Source organism: Mongoliibacter sp. (genome assembly GCF_007692705.1).
GTDB lineage: Bacteria > Bacteroidota > Bacteroidia > Cytophagales > Cyclobacteriaceae > Mongoliibacter.
Map to the genome: position 1 here is coordinate 1 of NZ_REBN01000188.1, position 22,635 is coordinate 22,635.

General features: G+C 39.6%; 17 protein-coding genes. 8 read left to right on the forward strand and 9 right to left on the reverse strand.

Annotation, left to right across the window (positions count from 1 at the left end; translation table 11 throughout):
- Both recG and EA341_RS13125 read right to left on the reverse strand, forming a co-directional pair.
- A partial coding sequence (gene recG, locus EA341_RS13120; RefSeq protein WP_293015278.1) for an ATP-dependent DNA helicase RecG occupies positions 1-2,027 on the reverse strand: 2,027 nt, incomplete at its 3' end.
- Between the two features lie 71 nt (positions 2,028-2,098).
- A complete protein-coding gene (locus tag EA341_RS13125; RefSeq protein WP_293015281.1) occupies positions 2,099-2,356 on the reverse strand; it encodes a Txe/YoeB family addiction module toxin in 258 nt (85 codons plus the stop codon).
- A gap of 206 nt (positions 2,357-2,562) precedes the next feature.
- Between EA341_RS13125 and EA341_RS13130 the strand changes: the two genes are divergently transcribed.
- Entirely contained in the window at positions 2,563-4,377 is a 1,815-nt protein-coding gene (locus EA341_RS13130) for a serine hydrolase (RefSeq protein ID WP_293015283.1), read from the forward strand.
- Positions 4,378-4,460: 83 nt separating this feature from the next.
- Here the strand turns inward: EA341_RS13130 and EA341_RS13135 are convergent, their stop codons facing one another.
- The 3 genes from EA341_RS13135 to EA341_RS13145 form a co-directional block, all read right to left on the reverse strand.
- On the reverse strand, positions 4,461-6,728 hold the full coding sequence (locus EA341_RS13135) for an aminotransferase class III-fold pyridoxal phosphate-dependent enzyme (RefSeq protein WP_293015286.1): 2,268 nt from the start codon (positions 6,726-6,728) through the stop codon (positions 4,461-4,463).
- Positions 6,729-6,855: 127 nt separating this feature from the next.
- Positions 6,856-7,725 carry a histidinol-phosphatase gene (locus EA341_RS13140; RefSeq protein ID WP_293015289.1) on the reverse strand — a complete coding sequence of 290 codons (870 nt, stop codon included), beginning with the start codon at positions 7,723-7,725 and terminating at the stop codon, positions 6,856-6,858.
- A gap of 102 nt (positions 7,726-7,827) precedes the next feature.
- Complete coding sequence (locus EA341_RS13145) at positions 7,828-8,328, reverse strand: fasciclin domain-containing protein (RefSeq protein WP_293015292.1); 501 nt, start codon at positions 8,326-8,328, stop codon at positions 7,828-7,830.
- 237 nt (positions 8,329-8,565) lie between these two features.
- On the opposite strand from EA341_RS13145, the gene rlmH reads away from it, so the two are divergent.
- Entirely contained in the window at positions 8,566-9,039 is a 474-nt protein-coding gene (gene rlmH, locus EA341_RS13150) for a 23S rRNA (pseudouridine(1915)-N(3))-methyltransferase RlmH (protein ID WP_293015295.1), read from the forward strand.
- A 112-nt stretch (positions 9,040-9,151) separates the two neighbouring features.
- Positions 9,152-9,982 carry a hypothetical protein gene (locus tag EA341_RS13155; protein WP_293015297.1) on the forward strand — a complete coding sequence of 277 codons (831 nt, stop codon included), beginning with the start codon at positions 9,152-9,154 and terminating at the stop codon, positions 9,980-9,982.
- Between the two features lies 1 nt (position 9,983).
- Here the strand turns inward: EA341_RS13155 and EA341_RS13160 are convergent, their stop codons facing one another.
- From EA341_RS13160 to EA341_RS13170, 3 genes are read right to left on the reverse strand one after another with little or no spacing between them, the layout of a single operon-like run.
- A complete protein-coding gene (locus EA341_RS13160) occupies positions 9,984-11,207 on the reverse strand; it encodes an exo-alpha-sialidase (protein WP_293015299.1) in 1,224 nt (407 codons plus the stop codon).
- Positions 11,204-11,896: a response regulator transcription factor gene (locus EA341_RS13165; protein WP_293015301.1), complete on the reverse strand. Its 693-nt coding sequence runs from the start codon at positions 11,894-11,896 to the stop codon at positions 11,204-11,206. Before EA341_RS13165 ends, EA341_RS13160 begins: the two co-directional genes overlap by 4 nt.
- On the reverse strand, positions 11,893-13,590 hold the full coding sequence (locus tag EA341_RS13170) for a HAMP domain-containing sensor histidine kinase (RefSeq protein ID WP_293015304.1): 1,698 nt from the start codon (positions 13,588-13,590) through the stop codon (positions 11,893-11,895). Before EA341_RS13170 ends, EA341_RS13165 begins: the two co-directional genes overlap by 4 nt.
- A gap of 243 nt (positions 13,591-13,833) precedes the next feature.
- On the opposite strand from EA341_RS13170, the gene lysA reads away from it, so the two are divergent.
- The 5 genes from lysA to EA341_RS13195 all read left to right on the forward strand — a co-directional run bounded on the left by lysA (position 13,834) and on the right by EA341_RS13195 (position 21,472).
- Complete coding sequence (lysA, locus tag EA341_RS13175; RefSeq protein ID WP_293015306.1) at positions 13,834-15,066, forward strand: diaminopimelate decarboxylase; 1,233 nt, start codon at positions 13,834-13,836, stop codon at positions 15,064-15,066.
- A gap of 396 nt (positions 15,067-15,462) precedes the next feature.
- On the forward strand, positions 15,463-16,509 hold the full coding sequence (locus EA341_RS13180) for a type IX secretion system membrane protein PorP/SprF (protein ID WP_293015308.1): 1,047 nt from the start codon (positions 15,463-15,465) through the stop codon (positions 16,507-16,509).
- Positions 16,510-16,971: 462 nt separating this feature from the next.
- Positions 16,972-18,816 (forward strand): gliding motility-associated C-terminal domain-containing protein, encoded by a 1,845-nt coding sequence (locus EA341_RS13185; protein ID WP_293015311.1) that lies wholly within the window; start codon positions 16,972-16,974, stop codon positions 18,814-18,816.
- Positions 18,817-18,818: 2 nt separating this feature from the next.
- On the forward strand, positions 18,819-19,847 hold the full coding sequence (locus tag EA341_RS13190; protein ID WP_293015314.1) for a type IX secretion system membrane protein PorP/SprF: 1,029 nt from the start codon (positions 18,819-18,821) through the stop codon (positions 19,845-19,847).
- A 95-nt stretch (positions 19,848-19,942) separates the two neighbouring features.
- The gene (locus EA341_RS13195) at positions 19,943-21,472 is read left to right on the forward strand and encodes a cryptochrome/photolyase family protein (RefSeq protein WP_293015317.1); all 1,530 of its coding nucleotides are present in this window, start codon (positions 19,943-19,945) and stop codon (positions 21,470-21,472) included.
- Between the two features lies 1 nt (position 21,473).
- On the opposite strand, the gene EA341_RS13200 is transcribed toward EA341_RS13195, so the two are convergent.
- Positions 21,474-22,616, reverse strand: coding sequence for a P1 family peptidase (locus EA341_RS13200; RefSeq protein ID WP_293015320.1), 1,143 nt, complete (start codon positions 22,614-22,616; stop codon positions 21,474-21,476).
- Positions 22,617-22,635: the final 19 nt, after the last annotated feature.

Below are 22,635 nucleotides of genomic sequence, written 5' to 3' on the forward strand. Positions count from 1 at the left end.
TTTTCAGGCATTGTAAGTTCGGGATCATTTTGCAATAATAATTCTGCTGCATCCCGGGCCAAAGTCAAGATAGGCGCATCCTTGCTCAAATCCGCAATCATCAGGTCTGCAATACCACTCTGTTGGGTGCCCATCAGATCACCCGGACCTCTCAGCTTCAAATCCACATCAGCGATTTCAAATCCATTATTGGTTCTCACCATGGTATCCAAACGCACACGGCTGTCCTTGGACAATTCATACTTGCTCATCAATATACAATAAGACTGTTCTGCACCCCTACCTACCCTGCCTCTCAGTTGATGCAATTGGGACAACCCGAACCTTTCGGCATTTTCTACAATCATCACAGAGGCATTTGGCACATTGACCCCTACCTCGATCACCGTAGTCGCAACCATGATTTTGGTTTCTCCCTTCACGAAGCGCTGCATTTCAAAATCCTTGTCGGCAGCCTTCATGTCTCCATGCACTATACTTACTGGGAATTCCGGAAATGCCCTGCAGATACTTTCATACCCATCCATCAGACTTTTGAGGTCCATCTTTTCGGATTCCTCGATCAAGGGATACACAATATAAATCTGTCTACCTGAAAGTACCTGCTTTCTGATAAAACCAAATACTTTCAACCTGTCTTTATCATAGCGGTGGACGGTTTGAATAGGCTTTCTACCTGCGGGAAGTTCGTCAATGACCGAAATATCCAAATCACCATAAAGGGTCATGGCAAGTGTCCTGGGTATAGGAGTGGCAGTCATCACCAATACATGTGGGAAAAAATTCTCGTTTTTACCCCAAAGCTTTGCCCTTTGGGCGACTCCGAAGCGGTGCTGCTCATCCACAATGGCCAGCCCCAAGTTTTTGAACTGTACAATATCTTCCAACAATGCATGGGTTCCGATAATAATGTGTAAGTCTCCTGAAAGCAGCATTTCATGGATAACTTTCCGGGCAGATTTTTTGACTGAGCCGGTAAGGAGCGCAATGTTGAGACCCATAAGGTCTGCATATTCCTTCAATCCCTCGTAATGCTGATTTGCTAAAATCTCTGTAGGAGCCATCAGGCATGCCTGAGCACCAGAACTGATCGCAATAAGGATGCATATAAAAGCCACCATAGTTTTCCCACTGCCTACATCTCCTTGTATGAGTCTGTTCATTTGCTTTCCGGATTTCATATCTGCAAATGACTCCCTTACCACTCTTTTTTGAGCTTCAGTCAGTTCGAAAGGAATGTGCTCTTTGTAAAATTTCGTGAGCAATTCTGTTTGATTTAAGACCTGCCCTTTTGATTTTTCTGTTCGGGTTAGCTTCAGTTTTAGCAAACGCAACTGCACATAAAAGAACTCCTCAAACTTCAACCGAAACCTTGCCCTTTTCAGAAGTTCAGGGTTCTCAGGAAAATGAATTTGCCGTATAGCATCCTTTTTACCCATCAAGTTGAAACGCTGAAGGATATCCCATGTCAGGGTTTCCTGAATCTGAGGCAAAGAGGCCTGAACCAAGCCTTCCATTATTTTTGAAATCCCTTTGGAGTCCAGGTACCTGGAGCGCAGTTTTTCTGTAGTCGAATACACCGGTTGAAATGAGCTTCTTTGTTCCTGTGCCTGAGTCAGGGGCTCCATTTCCGGATGTGCAATGCTGTACTTTCTTCCAAACCTGTTTGGCTTCCCGAAAAAGACAAATGGAACATTGGGGGCCAGCTTTTTGACTACCCACTGAATTCCTTTAAACCAGGTAAGCTCCATTTCCCCCGTATCGTCAAAAATATAAGCGACCAGTCTTTTTTTTCTTCCTTCGCCGACTGTTTCTACTTTTCGGATTTTTGCAATGAGCTGAACGTGTTCAAGTTCTTCGGTGATTTCATTGATTTTAAAAAACTTGGATCGGTCTTCGTAGCGGAAAGGATAATATTGGAGCAATTCTCCATAGGTGAAAATATTAAGCTCCTTGTTGACCAAAGCAGCTTTTTGCGGTCCCATGCCGCGGAGGTATTCAATTTTGGTATCGAAAAAAGAGGACAAGGGTTATTTTAAATTAATTAGGTCTATGAAATAATGGATCATGTAAAAGTACTAAATCAATTCCTCGAAATTCAATCATAATGAAACATACACTTTGCGATCAAGATTTCATCACCTTTTACCTGATAAATCAACCTGTGTTCTTCATTTATTCTTCTAGACCAAAATCCTGAATATTTATATTTAGGAGGTTCAGCTTTTCCATTTCCAGAAAAAGGATTTCTGGAAATGTTCTTGAGAAGTTCATTTATCCTTTTCAACTTATTTTTATCGGTTTTTTGCCAATATATGTAGTCCTCCCAAGATTCGTCTACAAAAATACACTTCATTTTTCGAGAAGATTTTTATTGAAAAAATAATCTGAGTACCTCAACTGAATTTAATTTGGTTGAAATAGAGCATTAACAATTGGGTAAATACAATAATTACCAACATGCAACGAAGCAGATGTGAATTTTTTATTTTAATTAATTACATCTAAATCAAGAAACACTATTAAAAAAACAATAACTTTTAGTTCTTATTTGAAAACTCCATGAAGCAACTCACTCTTTCGATCCTATTTTTAATGATAGCATTGAGCTCCCATGCTCAAACACAAACAACGGGCCCTCGTTTTGAAGGTCTGGATTCCGAGCTCAATACAGTTCTCGAAAGCTGGAATGCTGCGGGATTTGCAGTTGCGGTAGTCGAAAAGGACAAGATCATCTATTCCAAAGGCTTCGGTTACAGGGATTATGAAAATAAATTACCGGTGACTCCCAACACACTTTTTGCAATCGGGTCAAGTAGCAAGGCCTTTACCTCAGGGCTGTTGGGGATTTTGAGAGAAGAGGGCAAGCTTTCATTTGATGACAGTCCCATCAAATATATTCCTGGGCTCAAATTTTACAACAATGAGATGAATAATCTCATCACCATCAAGGATATCATGACCCATAGGACTGGACTTCCCAGGCATGATTTGAGTTGGTATTTTTTCCCCACCCAATCCAGGGATTCTTTGATGCAACGCATTCAGTACCAAGAGCCCTTTGCCAAAGTCAGAGAAAAATGGTATTACAACAATTTCATGTTTTTGACCCAAGGAGTTATTGCGGAAAGGGTAACAGGAAAAACCTGGGAAGAAAATCTTCAGGAAAAATTCTTTGATCCTTTGGAGATGAAGACCAGCAATGCAGTCATTGATGGCCTAAAAAAGGGTAGAGAAGCGTCTTTTGGCTATGAAGTCAAAAATGATTCTATCATCAAAAAAATGGACTACTATGACATTGCTGCCATGGGTCCTGCCGGCAGCATCAACAGCAGTGTGAATGAAATATCCAATTGGCTGATCACTTGGATCAATGGCGGAAAATTTCAGGAAAAACAAGTCCTGCCAGAACCCTATGTCAAAGAAGCAATGAGCCCGCAGATGATCATGGCCAACAGTATTCCCGATAAAGAATTTCCCGATATGCATATCAGTACATACGGATACGGCTGGATGGTCTCTTCTTATAAAGGACATTACAGGGTTGAGCATGGGGGCAATATCAACGGTTTTTCCGCTAATGTGGCTTTTTTCCCAACAGACAGTATCGGAATAGTCGTTTTGGCCAATCAAAACGGTTCCTTGGTACCGGGTATTGTGCGGAACATAATCAGTGACAGACTGCTGAAAGTGGATAAAACCGAATGGAATAAAATACAGAAAGAAAAAGCAGACGAAGCCAAAAAACAAGCAGAGGCGGGTCAAGCAGAATCGAAATCCATCCAAAAAAAGGGAACCAAAACTTCCCATCTATTGGCAGAGTTTACCGGAGATTATTCCCATCCGGGGTATGGCACTGTAGAGGTTCAGTTTGAAAGGGATTCCCTTTTTGCCCAAACACCCTATCAAAAAGTCTGGTTGAAACACTTCCATTACAATATATTTTCATTGGTAGGTATGGAAAATGGCAAAGTGGATACTACAACCGTTTCTCCTATGCAATTCAATTTCCGAATCAATAATATGGGGGAAATTGCTTCGCTTTCATTCAAAGCGGAACCTACTGTGGATGCCATTGAATTCAAGCGAAGACCAAGAGAGATTGCGGTCGATAAAGAGACCCTGGAAAAGTATACTGGAGAATATGATCTTGGAGGACAGGCCGCAAAATTTTATTTGAAAGAAGGAATTGAGAACACTTTATTCCTGTTTGTGGCTGGACAACCTGAGTATGACTTGCTCGCTATTGGGGAAAACAAATTTGCCTTGAAAGTGGCAGAGGGTTACACCATAGAATTTGCGGAGGATGAAAATGGGAATGTCAAAGAAGCCAAATTCACCCAACCTAATGGGGTTTTTGTGGCAAAGAGGAAATAATTACTATTGGAGTCTCTGGATTCAGGATCTCGGAAGCCTTATTTGATAATGTTAAAGGTCAGAAAGCTCATAGGTAAAATTCACTAACTCCGATAATACCTTAAAATCTTGTCCATTTCCTCTACCACCTGAAGTGCATTTTCCTTTGTGAAAACCATGGGAGGCTTGGACTTCAGTACACTATCTTTTGGTCCATCTGTTGAGATGAGTATCATCCTATCTCTCAGTTGGTTTTTGATGGTTTTCGCCAGCAATGCATCTTCTATGGTAGTCCCAGGCTTGACCAGGTCTACGCCCAAAAATAGTCCTGAGCCACGCACATCACCTATGCAAGCGTATTTTTCCTTCAATTCCATTAAAAGGGATTTGTAGTAATTGCCCACCAATTTGGCATTTTCCTGCAAGCCCTCTTCTTCCAAGACATCCAAGACAGCCATTCCGATAGCACAGGAAACTGGATTTCCACCAAAAGAACTGAAAAATTCCACCCCTCTTTCAAAGGAATCAGCAATCTCCTGGGTACAGACTACAGCACCCATAGGGTGTCCATTGCCCATAGGTTTTCCAAGGACCACCATATCGGGGACGACTCCATGCTGTTCAAATCCCCAAAAACTATCCCCAACCCTTCCAAATCCTGTCTGCACTTCATCTGAAATACAAACTCCGCCCTGTTGTCGTACAGCAGGGTATAAGGTTTCCAAATATCCTGCTGCCAAAGGAACCTGTCCGGCACAGCCCAGAATGGGTTCTGTTATAAAAGCGGCAATGGGTTGGGGGAAAGCCTGAATTTGTTGTATTGCCTCCTTGGCATAAGTTTTTCCGGCAGTACCATCATTTGCTGTAAAAGGACCCCTATAGGTGTCCGGTAAATTGGTTTTGAGAATGTAGGGCTTTTGGCCCTGCCCTTTGGGGTTGGAAAATTTATAATCTGAAATATCAATGGATATTTGTGTATTGCCATGATACCCATGTTCCATCACCATCAAACCCTCTTTTTGGGTGTGCCATTTAGCCATCCGTATAGCCAAATCACTTGCTGCACTTCCGGAATTCACAAAAAACACCCTATTCAATGTTGGTGGAAACTTTGTCAACAACTTCTCAGCATAAGCCGGTAAAATGTCATATAGGTATCGGGTATTGGTGTTGAGTTTGGCCATTTGGCGCTGACCGGCTTCCACTACCTTGGGATGGGAATGGCCCACATGGGGAATATTATTGTAGGCATCCAAGAAAGTATTGCCATAGGCATCATACATGTATTGGAAAGTAGCCCTTTCCATTTTGATAGGCTTGCTGTAACTTACCGATAAAATGCGGCTCAAATGCCTGTTGCGGTAAGCCAAACTCTCTTCCATTGATGGAATGGGTTTGGCATTAAATCCTGCTGCAGACCTGAATTTGTTTTCTGCTTCCAAAGGATTGATGCGCAGCCAATCATACAGCATTTTCCAGGCATTCTTTTCACTGACGGAAGCATAGGTATTTGCCGGATCTGTTTTCCTCACATGAGCCGAATTACAAACACTAAAACACAACCTCACAGCTATGAGGTAGTACAATACCTCAATTTCTTTTTCTTCTAAAGGAATGACGGTATGGTATCCTTTTACCAGCTCAATTACCCAATCGAGATAATCCGATTTGTCATAAGCGGCATAGGTCGCTCCCACAGCCACTTCCTGAACCAAAGGCCCATAAGCCAAATCCCCAAAATCAATTAAAGCCAACCCTTGGTTTTCTTTGATCAGGACATTCCATTCATTGGCATCATTATGAACGATTCCCTTACGGAGATTGGTTAATATTGGTCTGACATTTTCCTCATATTGCTGAAGGAAATACCTTACAACACTTCTATCCTTTGCCAAAGGAATATCTTCCAAATATTTTGCAATCAATTCAGGAAATTGGATATGCCATTCCCACTGCCGGCATTGGATGACATAGTTTTTTAAAGAATTGAGTTCTTTGTCCAATTCCCCCAAAAATGTACCTAAATCGGAATATAGCTCTTTGGGAGGTTTGGCATCACCTAAAAAGTTACCTTCTAAAAATGACAAAAGCCTTATGATGAATTGCTTTCCGTTGATTTCTGCCGCCTGCACATATTTGCCATCTGCAAAAGGAATCGGTGTGGGTATTTTACCCTTGAGCTTTTCCTGAATTGAAAGTAGAACTTCCGTTTCTGCCTGAACCAGATCAAAAGCTTCAGAAGTGTAGGGATAGGTTTTAAAGATGTATTTACCTTTTTCAGTTATCAACAGATAATTGGCATTGTCATATCCATTCAGTTTTTTGAGTTCCGCAGACTGGAAACTATACCAACGTTTTAACAGCTCAAGCATAGATTACAATATAGTAGTAGGCAGTGCAAGATGGGAAAAATCACCTATTGCATAAAGAATAAAAAGTGATTTTTATTGCTTCGATATTTGATGAAACAAGCTTACTAAAGTTTAAGTCTAAATTTTTCTATAAATAGAATATTCCGGTTTCTTCAAACCCCACAGCCTGCCATGAGTTGTTTTTCAAAACCATCAACTCTTTGAATCCTATATTCTTAAGTAACTTTGCAGTGTTTTCATATTCCAAAATGATTTCCTTTGGGTGATGGGCATCGGAATTGAGGCAAATAGGGATATTGAGATTCTTGATTTTTTTCAAAAAGGGAATTCCAGGATAGGGTTCATCTGTGAGCTTTTTATAGATTCCCCTTGTATTGACTTCTATGATTACATGTTTGTCTTTTGCCTGCTCCAAGAGTTCATCAATGAGTTTGACGTACCATCTTGCTGTTTCATCAAAAAACTTTTCTTTGCAATTATGCATTTTGATTTTATCAAAATGACCCAAAATATCAGGACAATCATGTTCCAGCATGTGGTATAAGATTTCATAATAATCTTTGAGTGCTTTCTGAATGTCATTTTGATAAATTTCAAGAAGACCCTTCTTAAAAACAGATAGTGTACCATCGATTTCCCAAGGTGTTCCATCCTCTAACCCACCCACAAAATGAACCGAACCAATGGTATAGTCAAGGTCAGCCACTTTCTTCCAATCTTGGATAGGAAGGCTATTATCTGGGAAATAATCTATCTCCAAACCTTTGTGTATTGAAATTTGGGACTCGTATTTTTTCTTCAATGCATCCAACTCAGACAGGTATGCAGGTAACTTTTCTTGCGGCATAGACCACTTGTTTTCAAACAAAACCGGATTGTGTGAAGAAAATCCAAGACTTAAGACGCCTTTTTCTACAGCACTTAGGATATGCGTTTCCAAAGTATCTACTCCGTCACAATAGTGTGAGTGGTTATGATAATTGGTCCAAGATTCCATTGATTGAGTAGATTTGAATGTCCTAGTAAAAATGTCTAATTGAATGGACAAAAAAAAGCCCTCAAAATTTAATTTGAGGGCCTCAATTAATATTTGTTTCCCTTACATTGAAGGAAGAATCACTGTATCGATAACATGTACCACTCCATTTGAAGCTTCGATGTCAGCAGCTGAAACAGTAGCATTGTTTACCATTGCTTTGCCATCTTTCAATGTAATGGTAACTTCAGAACCCTGAGCAGTTTTGGCTTTCATTCCATCTTTCAAATCTTTAGAATAAACTTTTCCAGGTACAACATGATAAGTCAAAACAGCTACAAGTTGGGCTTTATTTTCAGGCTTCAATAATTCCTCAACAGTTCCTGCAGGAAGTTTTGCAAAAGCATCATTAGTAGGTGCAAATACTGTGAAAGGTCCATCGCCTTTCAACACATCTACCAAATCTCCAGCCTTAACAGCTGCTACTAGAGTAGAAAGAAAATCAGTCGCAACTGCTACATCTACAATATCATTGTCCTCATAAATGGACGCATTCTTGTTTACGGTGAATGCACTGGTTGCGAAAAATGCCACAAGTAGTGCAAAGGTGAATAGTTTTTTCATTTTGATAATAGTTTTTGGTTTGGTTATTATAAGTCAAAAACTTATCTTATTGTTTATCAAAAACTTACAAAATAACAGGAGATGTTTTTTCAGCACCTCATATCAACCGTTTGTTTATGTTAACACGCCGTTTAATAAAAAAATTAACGCAAATATTAATTAGTCAATCAATCAAGATTTCCTCCAGAAGTAGAGAGATAGCTTTTTTAAGCAAACAAATGAATTTAAATTTAGCCCATGCAAATTACTTTATTGGCAGTGGGTAAAACAGATCATCAGTCCATTCAGACATTGGTGGAAGAGTACAGCAAAAGACTTGGTTTCTATGTGAAATTTACTTTTGAAGTCATTCCTGATCTCAAAAACACCAAAAACTTACTTGAAAGCACTCAAAAAGATAAGGAAGGAGAATTGATCTTAAAGAAAATAGATACCTCTGATGAGGTGATTTTATTGGATGAAAATGGCAAACAATTCACTTCGCTTGATTTTTCTGTTTACTTACAGAAAAAAATGAATGCAGGCCTGAAAAAGCTGGTATTTGTAATCGGAGGACCATATGGCTTTTCCGATGCTGTATACAAGAGGGCAAATGGCAAGATTTCACTTTCAAAAATGACATTTTCCCATCAAATGGTTAGGGTATTTTTTATAGAGCAGATTTACCGTGCTTTTACCATCCTTCGTAACGAGCCCTACCATCATCAATAAATAAACCGACGCTGTTGTGTGTTAACTTAATGTTAACAAAAAACATATTTATTTCATCAATGTTAATAAATTGTTAACTTTATTAAGTTTCAATTTGACTTTTGGTGAAATCATGAAGTGGATTACTCTATTTCTGACAATTTTCTTGATACAAGGCCATAATGTATTGGCCCAAGAAAACCCCGTGTCTGCAGAAATCAGTATTTATGAAAATGATGTTGAGAAAGAGTTACTCACCAGGTATCAAGATGATCCTTTTCATTTGCTTCAATCCTTATATCCTAATGAAAACATGGAATCCGCATCTTGGGATAACCTTATTAAGAAACTCAAAAAAAGGAACAAAAAGTCAAAAAGTGCCAATGATAAAAGATTTTTGGAAGATATATATTTATCTACCCATCAATTAATGCTAAACAAATACGAAGAGCATGCCTACTTTTCAAAAACTCTCAGAGAAGGCGTGTACGATTGTGTGACAGGTACCGGACTCTATGCGCTTTTACTGGAAGAATTTGATTTCAAATATCAGATTATAGAAACAGATGCCCACGTCTATATCAAAGGTCAGTTAGGAAATAAACCCTTTATTTTGGAAAGTACTTATCCTATAAATGGCTTGATTATCGGAAAAGAGGATGTACAGGCTTTTGAACAAAAAGTAATTGGTTCTATAAAATCTAATCCAGAAAAGCCTCTCTACTTAGGGAAAATTGACGAAATAAACACAACAGGTGGAACCTTTACCATAATTGGACTAAGGGAATTGGCTGGTTTACAGTACTACAATGATGCGATTAAGAAGTTTTATGAGGAAGACTATACAGGGACTTATACGCAGTTGCTGAAAGCAGAATTCCTATACCCCTCTGAAAGGATTGTGAAATTGAAACAAAAAATGTCGTTTTTACTGACATCCAAGTCCGAATCAAAAATCCACTGATTCATTCAGGAAACTTTTTTATCCTTATTTTCTTTAATTCATCCTGATCATCTGTCCATGCTACCCAGCTATTTTTACCGTCAAAGGTTAGTTGGGGAAATCCACTGGATCTTTTTTCTGAGGACGTGGCAACTTCAATTGGTCTACCCAGTTCTCCATCTACAGAAACCGTTCTTGCCATGATCCTGTTGTTTTCCATCCAAGAGACCAACACTTTTCTATCATCAATAAATTCCAAGCCTATTCTACCAAGTGTATTCCCGAGATCTATTTTTATAGGCTCCTTAAAACTCAATCCTGAATCTTCTGAGAATATAAGTTTAACTTCTGGATTACCGTTAGCAGCGGTATACCAGGCAATAGCAAGTTGTTTTTCATAGGATGTGATTCTCGGACCATTCACTGGGCAAGCGGCAATTTCCCAGAGGTCCATATAAACAGGTTCTGTTTCGGTCCATTGCCCATCATTCCACCTTATCATTCCTATGTCACGAATTTCGCTATCTGTCCGGTCCCTAAACACAATTACAGGTCCATTTTCTGTCATTGTAATCCCCGTTTGGCAACAGTCACAAACGCGATTATCCAATTCCCATTCTTCAATTTTATTACCCTCGGTATCCAAAAGTGCTGCTCGAAGACTCATTTGTCCATGGTGATGGTGTCCATCATCGCCGTGAGATGCACCAGCAGTATTTCTGCCATCCAGCCACGATATCAGCATATTCTCTCCCCAGGGAACCATGGATACAAAGCCGTGCTCAGTTTGTGTACCATCATCATGTAGGACTTTTGCTTCACTCCAAACCTCTCCATTCTCAGAAAAAGTAGTCATGACATCATAAGCAAAAGTGCCAGAACCACTTTTTTGTAAAAATACTGCCATAAGACTCCCATCAGCAAAACCTGCGATTTGAGGATAGTCCGCCCAATTGACAAACCAATCTTCTCCTGATGCTATCAGCTTTTCTTCTCCCCATTCTGTCCCATCCCATACAGCAAATTTAAACTGATTCCCATTATCTGATTTTTCAATCCAAGAGAGCATAGGTTGACCTTGCTCATTTACTGTCAGGTAAGGCTCTTCTAAGTGATGATCAGCTTTTTCAAAAGTAAATTCAATATACTTTTCAGCGATTTCATCATTGGAAGGTGGATTACATGCAGAAATGAAAACCACTATTGTAAACAAAAATACTATGCCTTCTCTGCTTAAAACTATCATCCTGTCACCACAAGCTTGAATCCTTCACCATGCACGGTAATGATCTGCACCTTCGGATCATCCTTGAGGATTTTTCTGATCTTACTCAAATAGACATCCATACTTCTTGCGTTGAAGTAGGAATCATCTCCCCAGATTTGTTTGAGTGCATGACTTCTATTGACAAGCTTATTGACTTCCGAGGCCAACAACCTGATCAACTCATTTTCCTTGGAGGTCAATTTGTGCTTACCGTTTGGGCCTTTGATATATTGCTCGTCATAATGCAGCTCAAATTCCCCAAAATTATAAATTTTGAGCGCCTGGACTTCGTCGCTTTTTTGGGTTCTTCTCAAAATAGCGGCTATTCTCAATAAAAGCTCTTCCATACTGAAAGGCTTTGTGATATAATCATCCGCCCCAATTTTCAGACCTTCGATAATATCTTCTTTCAGATTTTTGGCTGTCAGATAAATTATGGGAAGATCCTCCTGCACCTTTTTGATTTCGGCACCCAAGGTGAATCCATCTTTTTTGGGCATCATCACATCCAGAATAGCAAGGCTGAATTTGTCCTTTTTGAATTTGGACCAACCTTCATCACCATCTCTGCAGAGCGTGGTTTCATAGCCCTTCATATTCAGGTATTCTTGGAGAATATCTCCTAGATTTGGATCATCTTCTACGACTAAAAGTTTGGCTTTGCTCATTGTTTTTTGGGGAGTTTGATGGTAAATATACTTCCTTTTCCTAAATCACTGCTAACGCTGATTTCTCCGCTGTGTGCTTCGATCATGGTTTTTACATAGGCAAGACCCAAGCCAAAACCTTTCACATCGTGGATATTTCCAGTAGGAACCCTGTAAAACTTATCAAATATTTTCTTGACGGTATCCTTTGACATTCCGATACCATTGTCTTCAACTGATACGAAGACACTTTCATTTTGATCCCATGTCTTGATCCTAATGTTAGGCTTACCTTGGGTATATTTTACAGAGTTATCCAATAAATTATTGACAATATGGGTTAAGTGAAAAACATCTGCTTCGATCACAGGGTCTTTCAGATCCGATTTGAAGCTGATCGTTCCTTCTTTACTTTCTACCTGTAGCTGAATATGCTCTTTGGCTAAGATCAAAACTTCTTCAAGGTTTAACTTATCCATTTTGAGTTTGAATTCCTTTTTATCTAAGGTGGCCGCCTGAAGGACCTTTTCAACTTGAGTGCCTAGTCTTTTATTCTCATCTTTGATAATACCCAAATATCTTTTTCTAAATGAATCCTGACTCATTAAGTCTGGGTCCTGAAGTGCCTCTATAGCCAAACTCACCGTAGCAATTGGAGTTTTGAACTCATGGGTCATGTTATTAATAAAGTCATTCTTGATGTCAGACAGATTTTTTTGCCTGATAATAACTTTGATCGCATAGATAAAGCAAAATATCACAATCCCTATAAAAACTACCGAACTGAGTACAGGAAGCCATATTTGCTGAAGTATGTAAGCCCTTTTGGCAGGGAAATTAATCAGGAGTTGATTTTCCTTCCCAAGGATATCTGAAGGAAAAAGCCTAGCCTGCACCCCCTTGTCCCGGAGCTGCATAGGGTTTGATACCGTTGATATCAGGATAAGTTCATCCTTGTCATTGATGATACCAAGTTCAAAATTTTGTACAATTCCTCTTTCCTTCAGGTGATTTTTGACAAGATTCCTGACATGGGAGGTATCTACCCTAGCAAGGATATCTTTTTGCCCTTCCAGTAGTTCTTCCATCACCTGATTCATGGCTTCGATCTTGAGGTTGGTGTACCTGATTTTTTCAAAAGCATCTCTAGGAATATTGTACTCTTCTACATATTCCGGTTCTGAGGAATTTTGTCTGTTTCTAAAGTATGCTTCTGTCTGGTCAAGAAACTGTAATTGCCTTTGCCTTTCCTGCAGGAGAATTTCCATTTCATCCGGTGTGAAAATCTTTCCCGCAATATCCGCCGTCAGGTATGTGAAAAAGTTATCGAGGTCCATAAAGACATCGGGATCAACTCCTCGCGCCTCCACCAATCTGCGAAAACGCTGACTGAGTTGAGGCAACGGTTGCTTCATCATAGAATCCATGACTGAAGGTCTTCTTCGGTTTGTAACAGGTCTTTGCCGGACTTGTACCGCTATGGGTTCTATTTTTTGAAAAAGTGATTTTTGTAAAGTAGTATCAGTGTTTAATATGGATAGAAACAAATCACTGGTCTCTTCCTTCTCTAATTGAGCGATGGCTGAAGAAAGAGATTGGTAGACATTCTGTTCAAATCTTTGTTCATTTATACTCAATGCATTGCTGACCCAATAATACTGGAAGCCTACCAAGCCAAGGCTGGCAAAGGACATCAACAATATTATTAATTTCATTCGGGTTTTCGACATAATACAAATTTATAGGATAATAGCCCCCTTCTAAGCTACTTAACAATATTTAACAGCCACTCATAACAGGCATCTTTTAAGAAAGCCTGGTAGTATTTACCTTTATGAAATGATGTTAGTTTCTTGATTACTTAAAATTAATTTGAAACGCAGACAAAAGAGGGGAGCAATAGCTTCCCTTTTTTATTGCCGGTCTATCCTTATCTTTGTCGCTTAATTTTGAAATTGATGGAGATAAAAGATCAAAAATATCAGATTCAGGGTATTTGCCTGACTGACTTGGCTAAGGAATATGGCACACCATTATATGTGTATGACGGGCAGAAAATACAAGAGCAGGTAAAACAACTACAGGATGCATTTTCAACAGTTAAGCTGAGAATAAAATATGCAACCAAAGCTCTTTCCAACATCAATATTCTAAAGTTGATGAAAAAATCAGGTACTGGAGTAGATGCAGTATCTATTGAAGAAGTGAAACTTTGTCTTCACGCTGGCTTTTCGCCTGAAGAGATTATGTATACGCCGAACAGTGTGGCTTTTGGAGAGATTCAGGAAGCCGTAAAACTAGGCGTCGTGATCAATATTGACAACATCCCTATGTTGGAGCATTTTGGAACAGAATATGGAAATTCTGTACCTGTATGCATCAGGCTCAATCCGCATATATTGGCTGGTGGAAATGCCAAAATCTCCGTTGGCCATATAGACAGTAAATTTGGGATCTCCATTCTCCAAATGAAACATGTGCACAAGGTAGTGGAAGCTTATCAGCTAGATATCACTGGTCTGCATGTACATACTGGATCAGACATTCTGGACGCAGATGTTTTCCTCAAAGGAGCTGAGATACTATTTGATGCTGCAAGAGAATTCAAAGACTTGAAGTTTTTGGATTTTGGGGGAGGCTTCAAAGTCGCATACAAGCCTGGTGATATTTCTACAGACATTAAGGATGTAGGAAATAGAGTTTCGGAAGCTTTTAAAAAATTCTGTGCCGAATATGGTAGAGAACTGGAAATATGGTTTGAACCAGGTAAATTTCTGGTAAGTGAAGCTGGCACCTTGTTGGTAAAAGCCAACGTGATTAAATCTACACCCGCCTCTACATTCGTAGGTGTTGATTCAGGTTTGAATCACCTCATCCGTCCAATGATGTATGATGCTTACCATAGTGTTGAAAATATTTCTAAACTGGAAGGCCCCGAAAGGGTTTATACCATCGTTGGATATATTTGCGAGACTGATACAATTGCCGCAGACAGAAAATTGAAAGAGGTGCAGGAGGGTGATGTCATTGCCATTAAAAATGCGGGAGCATATGGCTTCAGTATGGCTTCGAATTACAATTCCAGGTTGAGGCCAGCAGAAGTCTTGTTATTGGATGGAAAAGCCCATTTAATTCGGGAAAGAGAAACCTTTGAAGATATTTTGAAGCATCAGATTGATATTGGATTGTAAACGTAAACTATTCATTATCAATTTTATAATTGATAAAAATATTGATAGAATTATTGTAAATAAGTACATTTGTGGCAGGGAATGAATCGGTTATCGGTAAACCCTAGTAGTAGTAATTATTTTCAAAAAGACCCGGTCTTTGGCCGGGTCTTTTCCTTGGCATGAAATTGGAGAAAGATGGTAATGTGAGAATGGGTTTACAAATATTGATTGAAAATTTCAAGCAAATTATAAAAAACCATTTATATTCACGTTTGAATGTGAAGTTTGATAAGATTGTGTTTGGAAAATACCCTTTGTATAAGACCATACCTCGCCCTAGTAATTACAGTATTATCTACACATTTGGATTTGAGTATATGTTGTTGAGAGGCAACTGAAAAGGCAGAGGCTATTATGGCTAAGAATTACCTTCGTTTATTATTGATGATATTCTTAGGAATTTTGAGTATGAGAGATACTTTTTCTCAGGATATTCAATTTTCCCAGTTTTATGCTGCCCCAATTTTTTTGAACCCTGCTATGACGGGGGCTACCGAATTGACCCGAATTGGTATAAACTACAGAAACCAATGGCCAGGGTTAAACCATTCTTTTAACTCCTATTCTGCATACATTGACCATTATGTATTTGATTACAACAGCGGCATTGGATTGATCATCAATGGCAATAGAGAAAGTCTTGCCCAATTGGCCACCAATGAGGTGGGAATCGCCTACAGCTACAACTTAAAGATATCTGAAGATATCAATTGGAGATTTGGGGGACAAGCAAGTTTCATTACCAGAGATGCCTATTTTGGAGACTTAGTTTTTGGCTCAATGATTGACATCGGAGCCGGAACAATAGGTGGTATTTCTGATGAATTATCCGGTATCGCACTTGATTACAACCATAGGTTCATGAATTATCATTTTGGAACAATGTTCACAACCAGAAATGCTTGGCTCGGTTTATCTGCCCATAACATCACTGAACCTAACGTTTCTTTTGTCGACGATGGTATCAGTGCCCTGCCTGTGAAATACTCAGTTCATGGTGGCTATCGCTTTCAGTTGGGATATGGGGCTATCAACAACACTTTTTCCAATACACGCCAAGAACGGTCACTTTCTTTAGGCTTCAATTATAAGCAACAGGCACCCTTTAATCAGCTGGATGTTGGTGCCCAACTTTTTTTAGATCCACTAGTCGTCGGGGTGTGGTATAGGGGACTCCCCACCAAATACAACTTACCAAATAATGAGGCGATCATTGGTCTCGTAGGAGTGTCATTACCGAGCGGTATCGATATTGGATATAGTTACGATTTCACAATTTCTAACCTAAATCTTAGAAACAGTGGGGGCGCACATGAAATATCCATGCGCTATTCTTTTTTGTGGGGTGACCCCAAAAATCGAAACCAAAGGGCTAGAACTATCCCTTGTTTCCATTATTAATGGATAAATCAATAGCTACAAAAATATCCTATCGTATAACTTTTAATTTAAAACCGGATATTTTGTTCTTCCTTTTCTCCCCTATTCAATACCCAAGCTAAATCCGCCTGTCATTTTCTGATTTATTTTTTTGTCATTAAAATATTGTTTCGAAGACTATTCTAATTTTATATCTAGGAAAAAGCGGTTTTTAATCTGTATTTTGAACGTTATACTATTTTAATAATAATATGAATATTCCACTATTTTTTGGCAGTGAATTTTTTACCACAAAAGTTTGATCAACACCATTTAATTTCATTTATTAACTGTATAAGGTTCAAAACAAAAAGATCATTTTGTTTTATGCTTAATACAAAAAATAATATTTTAAAAAACTAATCACATTATTTGGAATTTGAAATACAAATAACTAAGTCCAAAGTGATTCATACTGTTTGAAATAGATAAGAAATAATGGAAATGAGAAAACAATATCTGCCAACTATAATGCTACTCTTTTTGGGTGCACTGGCAATATTGTTTATAGAAGGAGCTGTGGCGCAAGATAAGGGTGATAAAGAATCCCAAACCGAGCATCAAAGAACTGAGAATGTGCCTTCTGAAGGAATGTCTGTAAATATCTCAGGAAAGCTAGCCCTTTGTTCTCATGACGATAGAGGGCACATCCTTATAGATGTAAATGGCGGCGCAGCACCGTATGTTTTCAAATGGAACAACAACGAAACAGTTCAAAATAGGTACAACCTTCTTTCAGGAACATACACTGTAGTAATAACCGATAACAATGGAAAAGAGCATACAGAGCGTATTGTCATTCAGCCTCCTTTTCCTTTGATGGCGGAGCTTATTGAAAAAAATGATGCTACATGTGGTAGCAGTGCAGATGGGAGTGCTAAAGTCGAAATAAAATTTGGTAGGGGTGGTCCATACACCATAGAATGGTCTCATGGCTTGCGAGATGAGCTTGAAGCAACAAATCTCTCTCCCGGCAGCTACACTGTTACCATCTCAGACAAATTCAACTGCAGTACCGATGTGACTTTTGAAATAGGTGAAGGAACACCTGGTATAGAGGTAAATGAAAGCATACAGGATATTACCTGCGACAATGAGTCGGGTGCTATTCATTTGGATGTGAAAGGCGGGTCTGGCAATTTTAATTTTGAATGGTCAAATGGTCAAACTAGCAAAGATATCACCGGTCTGACAGCGGGCATTTATGAAGTTTTGATACAAGATGCTGAAGGTTGCAGTCTTTTAAGAACTTTTGAAGTCGTCTCTAGTCAGTCTGAATTATTGATAGAAGTCAGTCGAGTGCAACATAACCTTTGTGCAGGGGCTGAAGATGGAGAAATTGACCTGGAAATATCTGGCGCCAATGCCCCATTTACCATACAATGGGATAATGGAAAAAATAGCAACAGACTTACGGGACTAACAGCAGGAAGCTATACTGTAAAGGTGAGCGATGCTACCGGTTGCTCTGTCAATCAAACGGTCACTATACAAGAGCCAGAAAAATTAATGGCAAAACTGGAGAGTTCTGTGGAAATGGACTGCAGCACAGGTGAATCAAAAGCTTATGTATGGGTAAAAGTAGATGGTGGCAAAAGCCCATACAGCATCAACTGGTCAGATGGTTCGAAAAATCTTAAAGAGATTGAGGTAACGAATGTCCAAGAAGTCACAGTTGAAGTGATTGATGCAGACGGCTGTAGCATAAAAGAAAGACTAAGGATCAATTCATTTGATGTACAGACTGGGTCAAGGATTGATTTCAATTTCCGAAAACTTCAAATCAATGCCTTGGATGAAGTTTATACTTCTGAATCATTGGTTTTTGAAAGCGAAATTTCGGAAGATTTCATAGCATGGGAATGGGATTTTGGGGACGGCCTTTCTTCTTCAGATAAAGATCCAATCCACGTATTCAATGAATCCGGAGATTATAATGTGACACTTCGTGCCTATGATATTTATGGTTGCTCCTCAGTGGAAACCAAGGCCATCAAGGTTCTTGAGTATGAAGAGTGGGTAACCATTCCTAGTGCATTTACTCCAAACGGGGATGGCTTGAATGATTCATTTGAGCCGCTGCTTAAAGGGGTCAATGATTTCAAGATGAATATTTTCAATAACTGGGGAGAGCAGGTGTATGCTACTTCAGGTCTTGAGTTTGAGGGTTGGGATGGTACTTTCAAAGGTAAATTATTGCCTAGAGGAAGCTACATATACCAGATTTCCTACACCACAGTGCAGGGAAAAAAGATACAGGAAACAGGTTCAATCACACTAATCAGGTAAATATGAAAGCCCTAGTAACCTTTTTATGTATTTTTCTACTTGGTTTCGCTGCCAGGGCTCAAGACGTGCAGTTCTCCCAGTTTTACGCAGCACCTATATATCTGAATCCGGCTTTTGCAGGATCTTCTGAGATGACCAGATTTGGGGTGAATTACCGAAATCAATGGCCAGGATTGGATCATTCACTCAATGCCTACTCCGCTTACTTTGACCATTACTTTTTTGGGGCAAACAGTGGTGTAGGGTTGATTGTCAATGGTATGAATGAAACCATGTCAGGTTTGAGTACATCTGAAGTTGGTTTGGCCTATTCCTACAGGTTAAGACTCGGTTTTGATAGCTTCTTGAGATTTGGTGCACAAGGCTCATTTGTGTCAAGAGATGCCAATCTCAACCACCTGGTTTTTGGCAGTCAGATTGATCCTAACTCAGGTGCTATTGGAGACCATAGTGGAGAATCCTTACTCATGGATATGAGACACAGGTACGCTGACTTCCATTTTGGAATGCTATACAATAATCAGTGGGGATGGTTTGGCCTTTCTGCGCACCACATCACCCAGCCAAATATTGCTTTCATTGATGATCAAATTTCTCAGTGGCCAATGAAATTATCTGCTCATGGCGGTATAAAGGTGGATCTGTCTCAAGGAGCGGTAAGGAATTATATGAACAATACACAGGGCGCCAGTGAACTGGTATTTGCCTTCAACTACAAACATCAGGATCCATTCAATCAACTCGACTTAGGGATGCAGGTCAACCTACACCCTTTGGTAGTTGGCGCCTGGTACAGAGGATTGCCCACCATGGGTACAGCCATGCCTAATACAGAGTCTATCATTGGCTTGGTTGGATTTTCTCTCGCTGGTGGCATCGATATCGGTTACAGTTATGATTTTACCTTATCGCAGTTAGGGCAAGCCAATACTGGAGGAGCGCACGAAATATCCATGCGATACTCCTTTTTATTGGGTAATAATGCAGGTTCTGGTAGAAAGTCCAGCATGATGCCCTGTTTCAAATACTAGAAGTTGTTTAATCACCCATGCCCCACCAGTTTTCATGATTAAGGTGGGGCAATTTTTATTTTAAAACATATTGTGTCCAGATTGATTTTTAAAATATGGCAAAGACAATCCGATTGATTTTAGGTGATCAGCTTAATAGCAGGCATTCTTGGTTTGATGAAAAAACTGAAAACATCACCTACCTTATGATGGAAATGCAGCAGGAAACAGATTATGTGAAACACCATATTCAAAAAGTTGTTGGTTTTTTTCAGGTGATGAGGAATTTCTCAGAAGAGATAAAGGAGAAAGGGCATAAGCTGATCTATCTCCGTTTAGATGACAAGGAAAATCAACAAAACCTTGAGAAAAATCTATCTATGCTGATCAAAAAAGAAGGTTTTGAACATTTTGAATACCTTCTGCCTGATGAATACAGACTTGACCAACAATTGAAAGAAATATGTGACAGCTTGTCAATTTCATCAAAATCGTATGATACCGAGCACTTCCTTACAGATAGATCGTTTCTGGAAGGATTTTTCAAAGGTAAAAAAACCTACCTCATGGAATCTTTTTATAGAGAAATGAGGCGAAAGTACAATATCCTCATGGATGGCAAAGAGCCACTGACAGGAAAGTGGAACTACGACGAGGCCAATAGGAAGAAATTAAAGGATACTTCAGTTTTGGAGCCTCAATTACTCAAGAGCAGAAATGTCTCTAAAATCGTGAAAATGATAGCAGATGCTGGCGTAGAGACGATTGGAAATATTGATGAGGAGAATTTTTCCTGGCCATATTCCAGAAGAGAAAGCTTGGCTTTGGTAGATTATTTCTGCAAAAACCTTCTGCCTAATTTTGGGAAATACCAAGATGCCATGCATACCGATGATGCCTTTCTATTCCACAGCAGGCTGAGCTTTAGCCTCAACACTAAATTGATTTCTCCATTGGAAGTTGTGGAAAAAGTCGAAAAATACTGGTATGAACATCAAGATGATATTGACATTGCACAGGTAGAAGGCTTTATCAGGCAAATTATCGGCTGGCGTGAATACATGAGAGGCGTTTATTGGGCCAAAATGCCAGCATACAAAGGCATGAATTTTTTTGGAAACCGCAGAAAGCTACCTGAATTTTTTTGGACTGGAGATACCAAGATGAACTGCCTGAAACACGCCATTGGCCAGTCACTGGATCATGCTTATGCCCACCACATCCAAAGGTTGATGATTACGGGAAATTTTGCACTGATAGCTGGGATTAAACCCGATGACGTGGATGCCTGGTACTTGGGAATTTATATTGATGCGATCGAATGGGTAGAAATCACCAATACACGTGGCATGAGTCAATTTGCAGACGGAGGCATAGTGGGTACCAAACCATACGCAGCGTCCTCCAACTATATTGACAAAATGAGTAATTATTGTGGTAGCTGCCATTATTCAAAAAGCAAAAAGACAGGAGAAAAAGCCTGTCCTTTCAACAGCCTCTATTGGCACTTTTACCATAGAAATGAGGATAAACTAGCCAAAAACCCAAGAATAGGCATGGCTTATAGAACATTGTCTAAGATGAAAAACAAGCAGGAAATCCTAGATCAGGCAGAAAAGTATTTGGATAACCTTGACTCGCTTTAAGCTATTGGTTTAACCTCTTATATTTATCCATTATCTCCAAAACTTTCTCTTTTGGAAGGGACTTCATCTCCCTTCCATCCTTTCCCTGCATGTCTTCTGCAGCCCAAAGGGAATTAATGATGGCTTCCTCAGTGGCTTCTATGGTAGCCAGGAAAAGTGCCGTCATGTCATCATTCCTAAGGTATTGGTTTTTATTAGTCTCCAATGCATCCGCTTGATGAGAAATCAGGTTTTCGGGATGATTTGAAAATGCAATCACATAATCTCCGGATCCATTGGAAGCAATGCCTCCTGTCCTGGCAAGACCCAGCATCGCCCTTTCTGCCATTCTTCTTAAATTTCTTTCATTTACAGGCGCATCGGTAGCCACAACAATCATACAAGAACCGTCTACTGACTCTAGTTGGTTTTTAAATGTGTATTGTTCCAACTCCTCACCAACAGGCACACCGTTAATTTGTAAAACTCCTCCAAAATTAGTCTGTACCAATACACCCACTGTAAACCCACCGAGTGATTTGGGCAATTCCCTCGAAGAAGTCCCTATTCCTCCTTTAAACCCAAAACAAACTGTACCGGTCCCAGCTCCAACATTACCCTCCTGTACGGTTGATAGTGAAGATGATTTTATAGCTTTGATCACATCTCCTGGAGAGATGTGTTGACCACGAATATCATTCAAATAACTATCATTGGTTTCTCCTACTACAGCATTGACAGATTGTACAGATTCGTTATTTTCCTGACTTAGGGTGTATTTTACGATACCGTCGATTCCGGCAGCGACACTCAGGGTATTGGTCAACACTATGGGACTTTCCATATTGCCCAATTCTTGAATTTGGGTACTCCCAGCCAGTTTCCCAAAACCGTTACCCACATGTACCGCTGCGGGAACTTTCAGTTGAAAGAGATTGCCTTCATGTGGAAGAATGGCAGTGACTCCCGTGCGGATGTTATTTCCTTCGATTTTGGTAAAATGGCCAACACCAACTCCAGCGACATCTGTAATGGCGTTCATTTTCCCCGTTGCCAGTACACCTATTTTGATACCCAATTCACGTGGTCTTTGTTGGGCGTTTGCAGAAAGAGTTGAAAATGTCATCATGGTAAAAAGCAGTAGACAGAGTATTGGTTTATTCATTGCTGCGGATATATTTTTT

Bases quoted from the DNA above. Each gene is read 5' to 3' on its own strand.
- EA341_RS13125 (WP_293015281.1), bottom strand. From the start codon at position 2,356: ATGAAGTGTATTTTTGTAGACGAATCTTGGGAGGACTACATATATTGG.
- EA341_RS13130 (WP_293015283.1), top strand. From the start codon at position 2,563: ATGAAGCAACTCACTCTTTCGATCCTATTTTTAATGATAGCATTGAGC.
- EA341_RS13135 (WP_293015286.1), bottom strand. From the start codon at position 6,728: ATGCTTGAGCTGTTAAAACGTTGGTATAGTTTCCAGTCTGCGGAACTC.
- EA341_RS13140 (WP_293015289.1), bottom strand. From the start codon at position 7,725: ATGGAATCTTGGACCAATTATCATAACCACTCACACTATTGTGACGGA.
- EA341_RS13145 (WP_293015292.1), bottom strand. From the start codon at position 8,328: ATGAAAAAACTATTCACCTTTGCACTACTTGTGGCATTTTTCGCAACC.
- rlmH (WP_293015295.1), top strand. From the start codon at position 8,566: ATGCAAATTACTTTATTGGCAGTGGGTAAAACAGATCATCAGTCCATT.
- EA341_RS13155 (WP_293015297.1), top strand. From the start codon at position 9,152: ATGAAGTGGATTACTCTATTTCTGACAATTTTCTTGATACAAGGCCAT.
- EA341_RS13160 (WP_293015299.1), bottom strand. From the start codon at position 11,207: ATGATAGTTTTAAGCAGAGAAGGCATAGTATTTTTGTTTACAATAGTG.
- EA341_RS13165 (WP_293015301.1), bottom strand. From the start codon at position 11,896: ATGAGCAAAGCCAAACTTTTAGTCGTAGAAGATGATCCAAATCTAGGA.
- EA341_RS13170 (WP_293015304.1), bottom strand. From the start codon at position 13,590: ATGAAATTAATAATATTGTTGATGTCCTTTGCCAGCCTTGGCTTGGTA.
- lysA (WP_293015306.1), top strand. From the start codon at position 13,834: ATGGAGATAAAAGATCAAAAATATCAGATTCAGGGTATTTGCCTGACT.
- EA341_RS13180 (WP_293015308.1), top strand. From the start codon at position 15,463: ATGGCTAAGAATTACCTTCGTTTATTATTGATGATATTCTTAGGAATT.
- EA341_RS13185 (WP_293015311.1), top strand. From the start codon at position 16,972: ATGAGAAAACAATATCTGCCAACTATAATGCTACTCTTTTTGGGTGCA.
- EA341_RS13190 (WP_293015314.1), top strand. From the start codon at position 18,819: ATGAAAGCCCTAGTAACCTTTTTATGTATTTTTCTACTTGGTTTCGCT.
- EA341_RS13195 (WP_293015317.1), top strand. From the start codon at position 19,943: ATGGCAAAGACAATCCGATTGATTTTAGGTGATCAGCTTAATAGCAGG.
- EA341_RS13200 (WP_293015320.1), bottom strand. From the start codon at position 22,616: ATGAATAAACCAATACTCTGTCTACTGCTTTTTACCATGATGACATTT.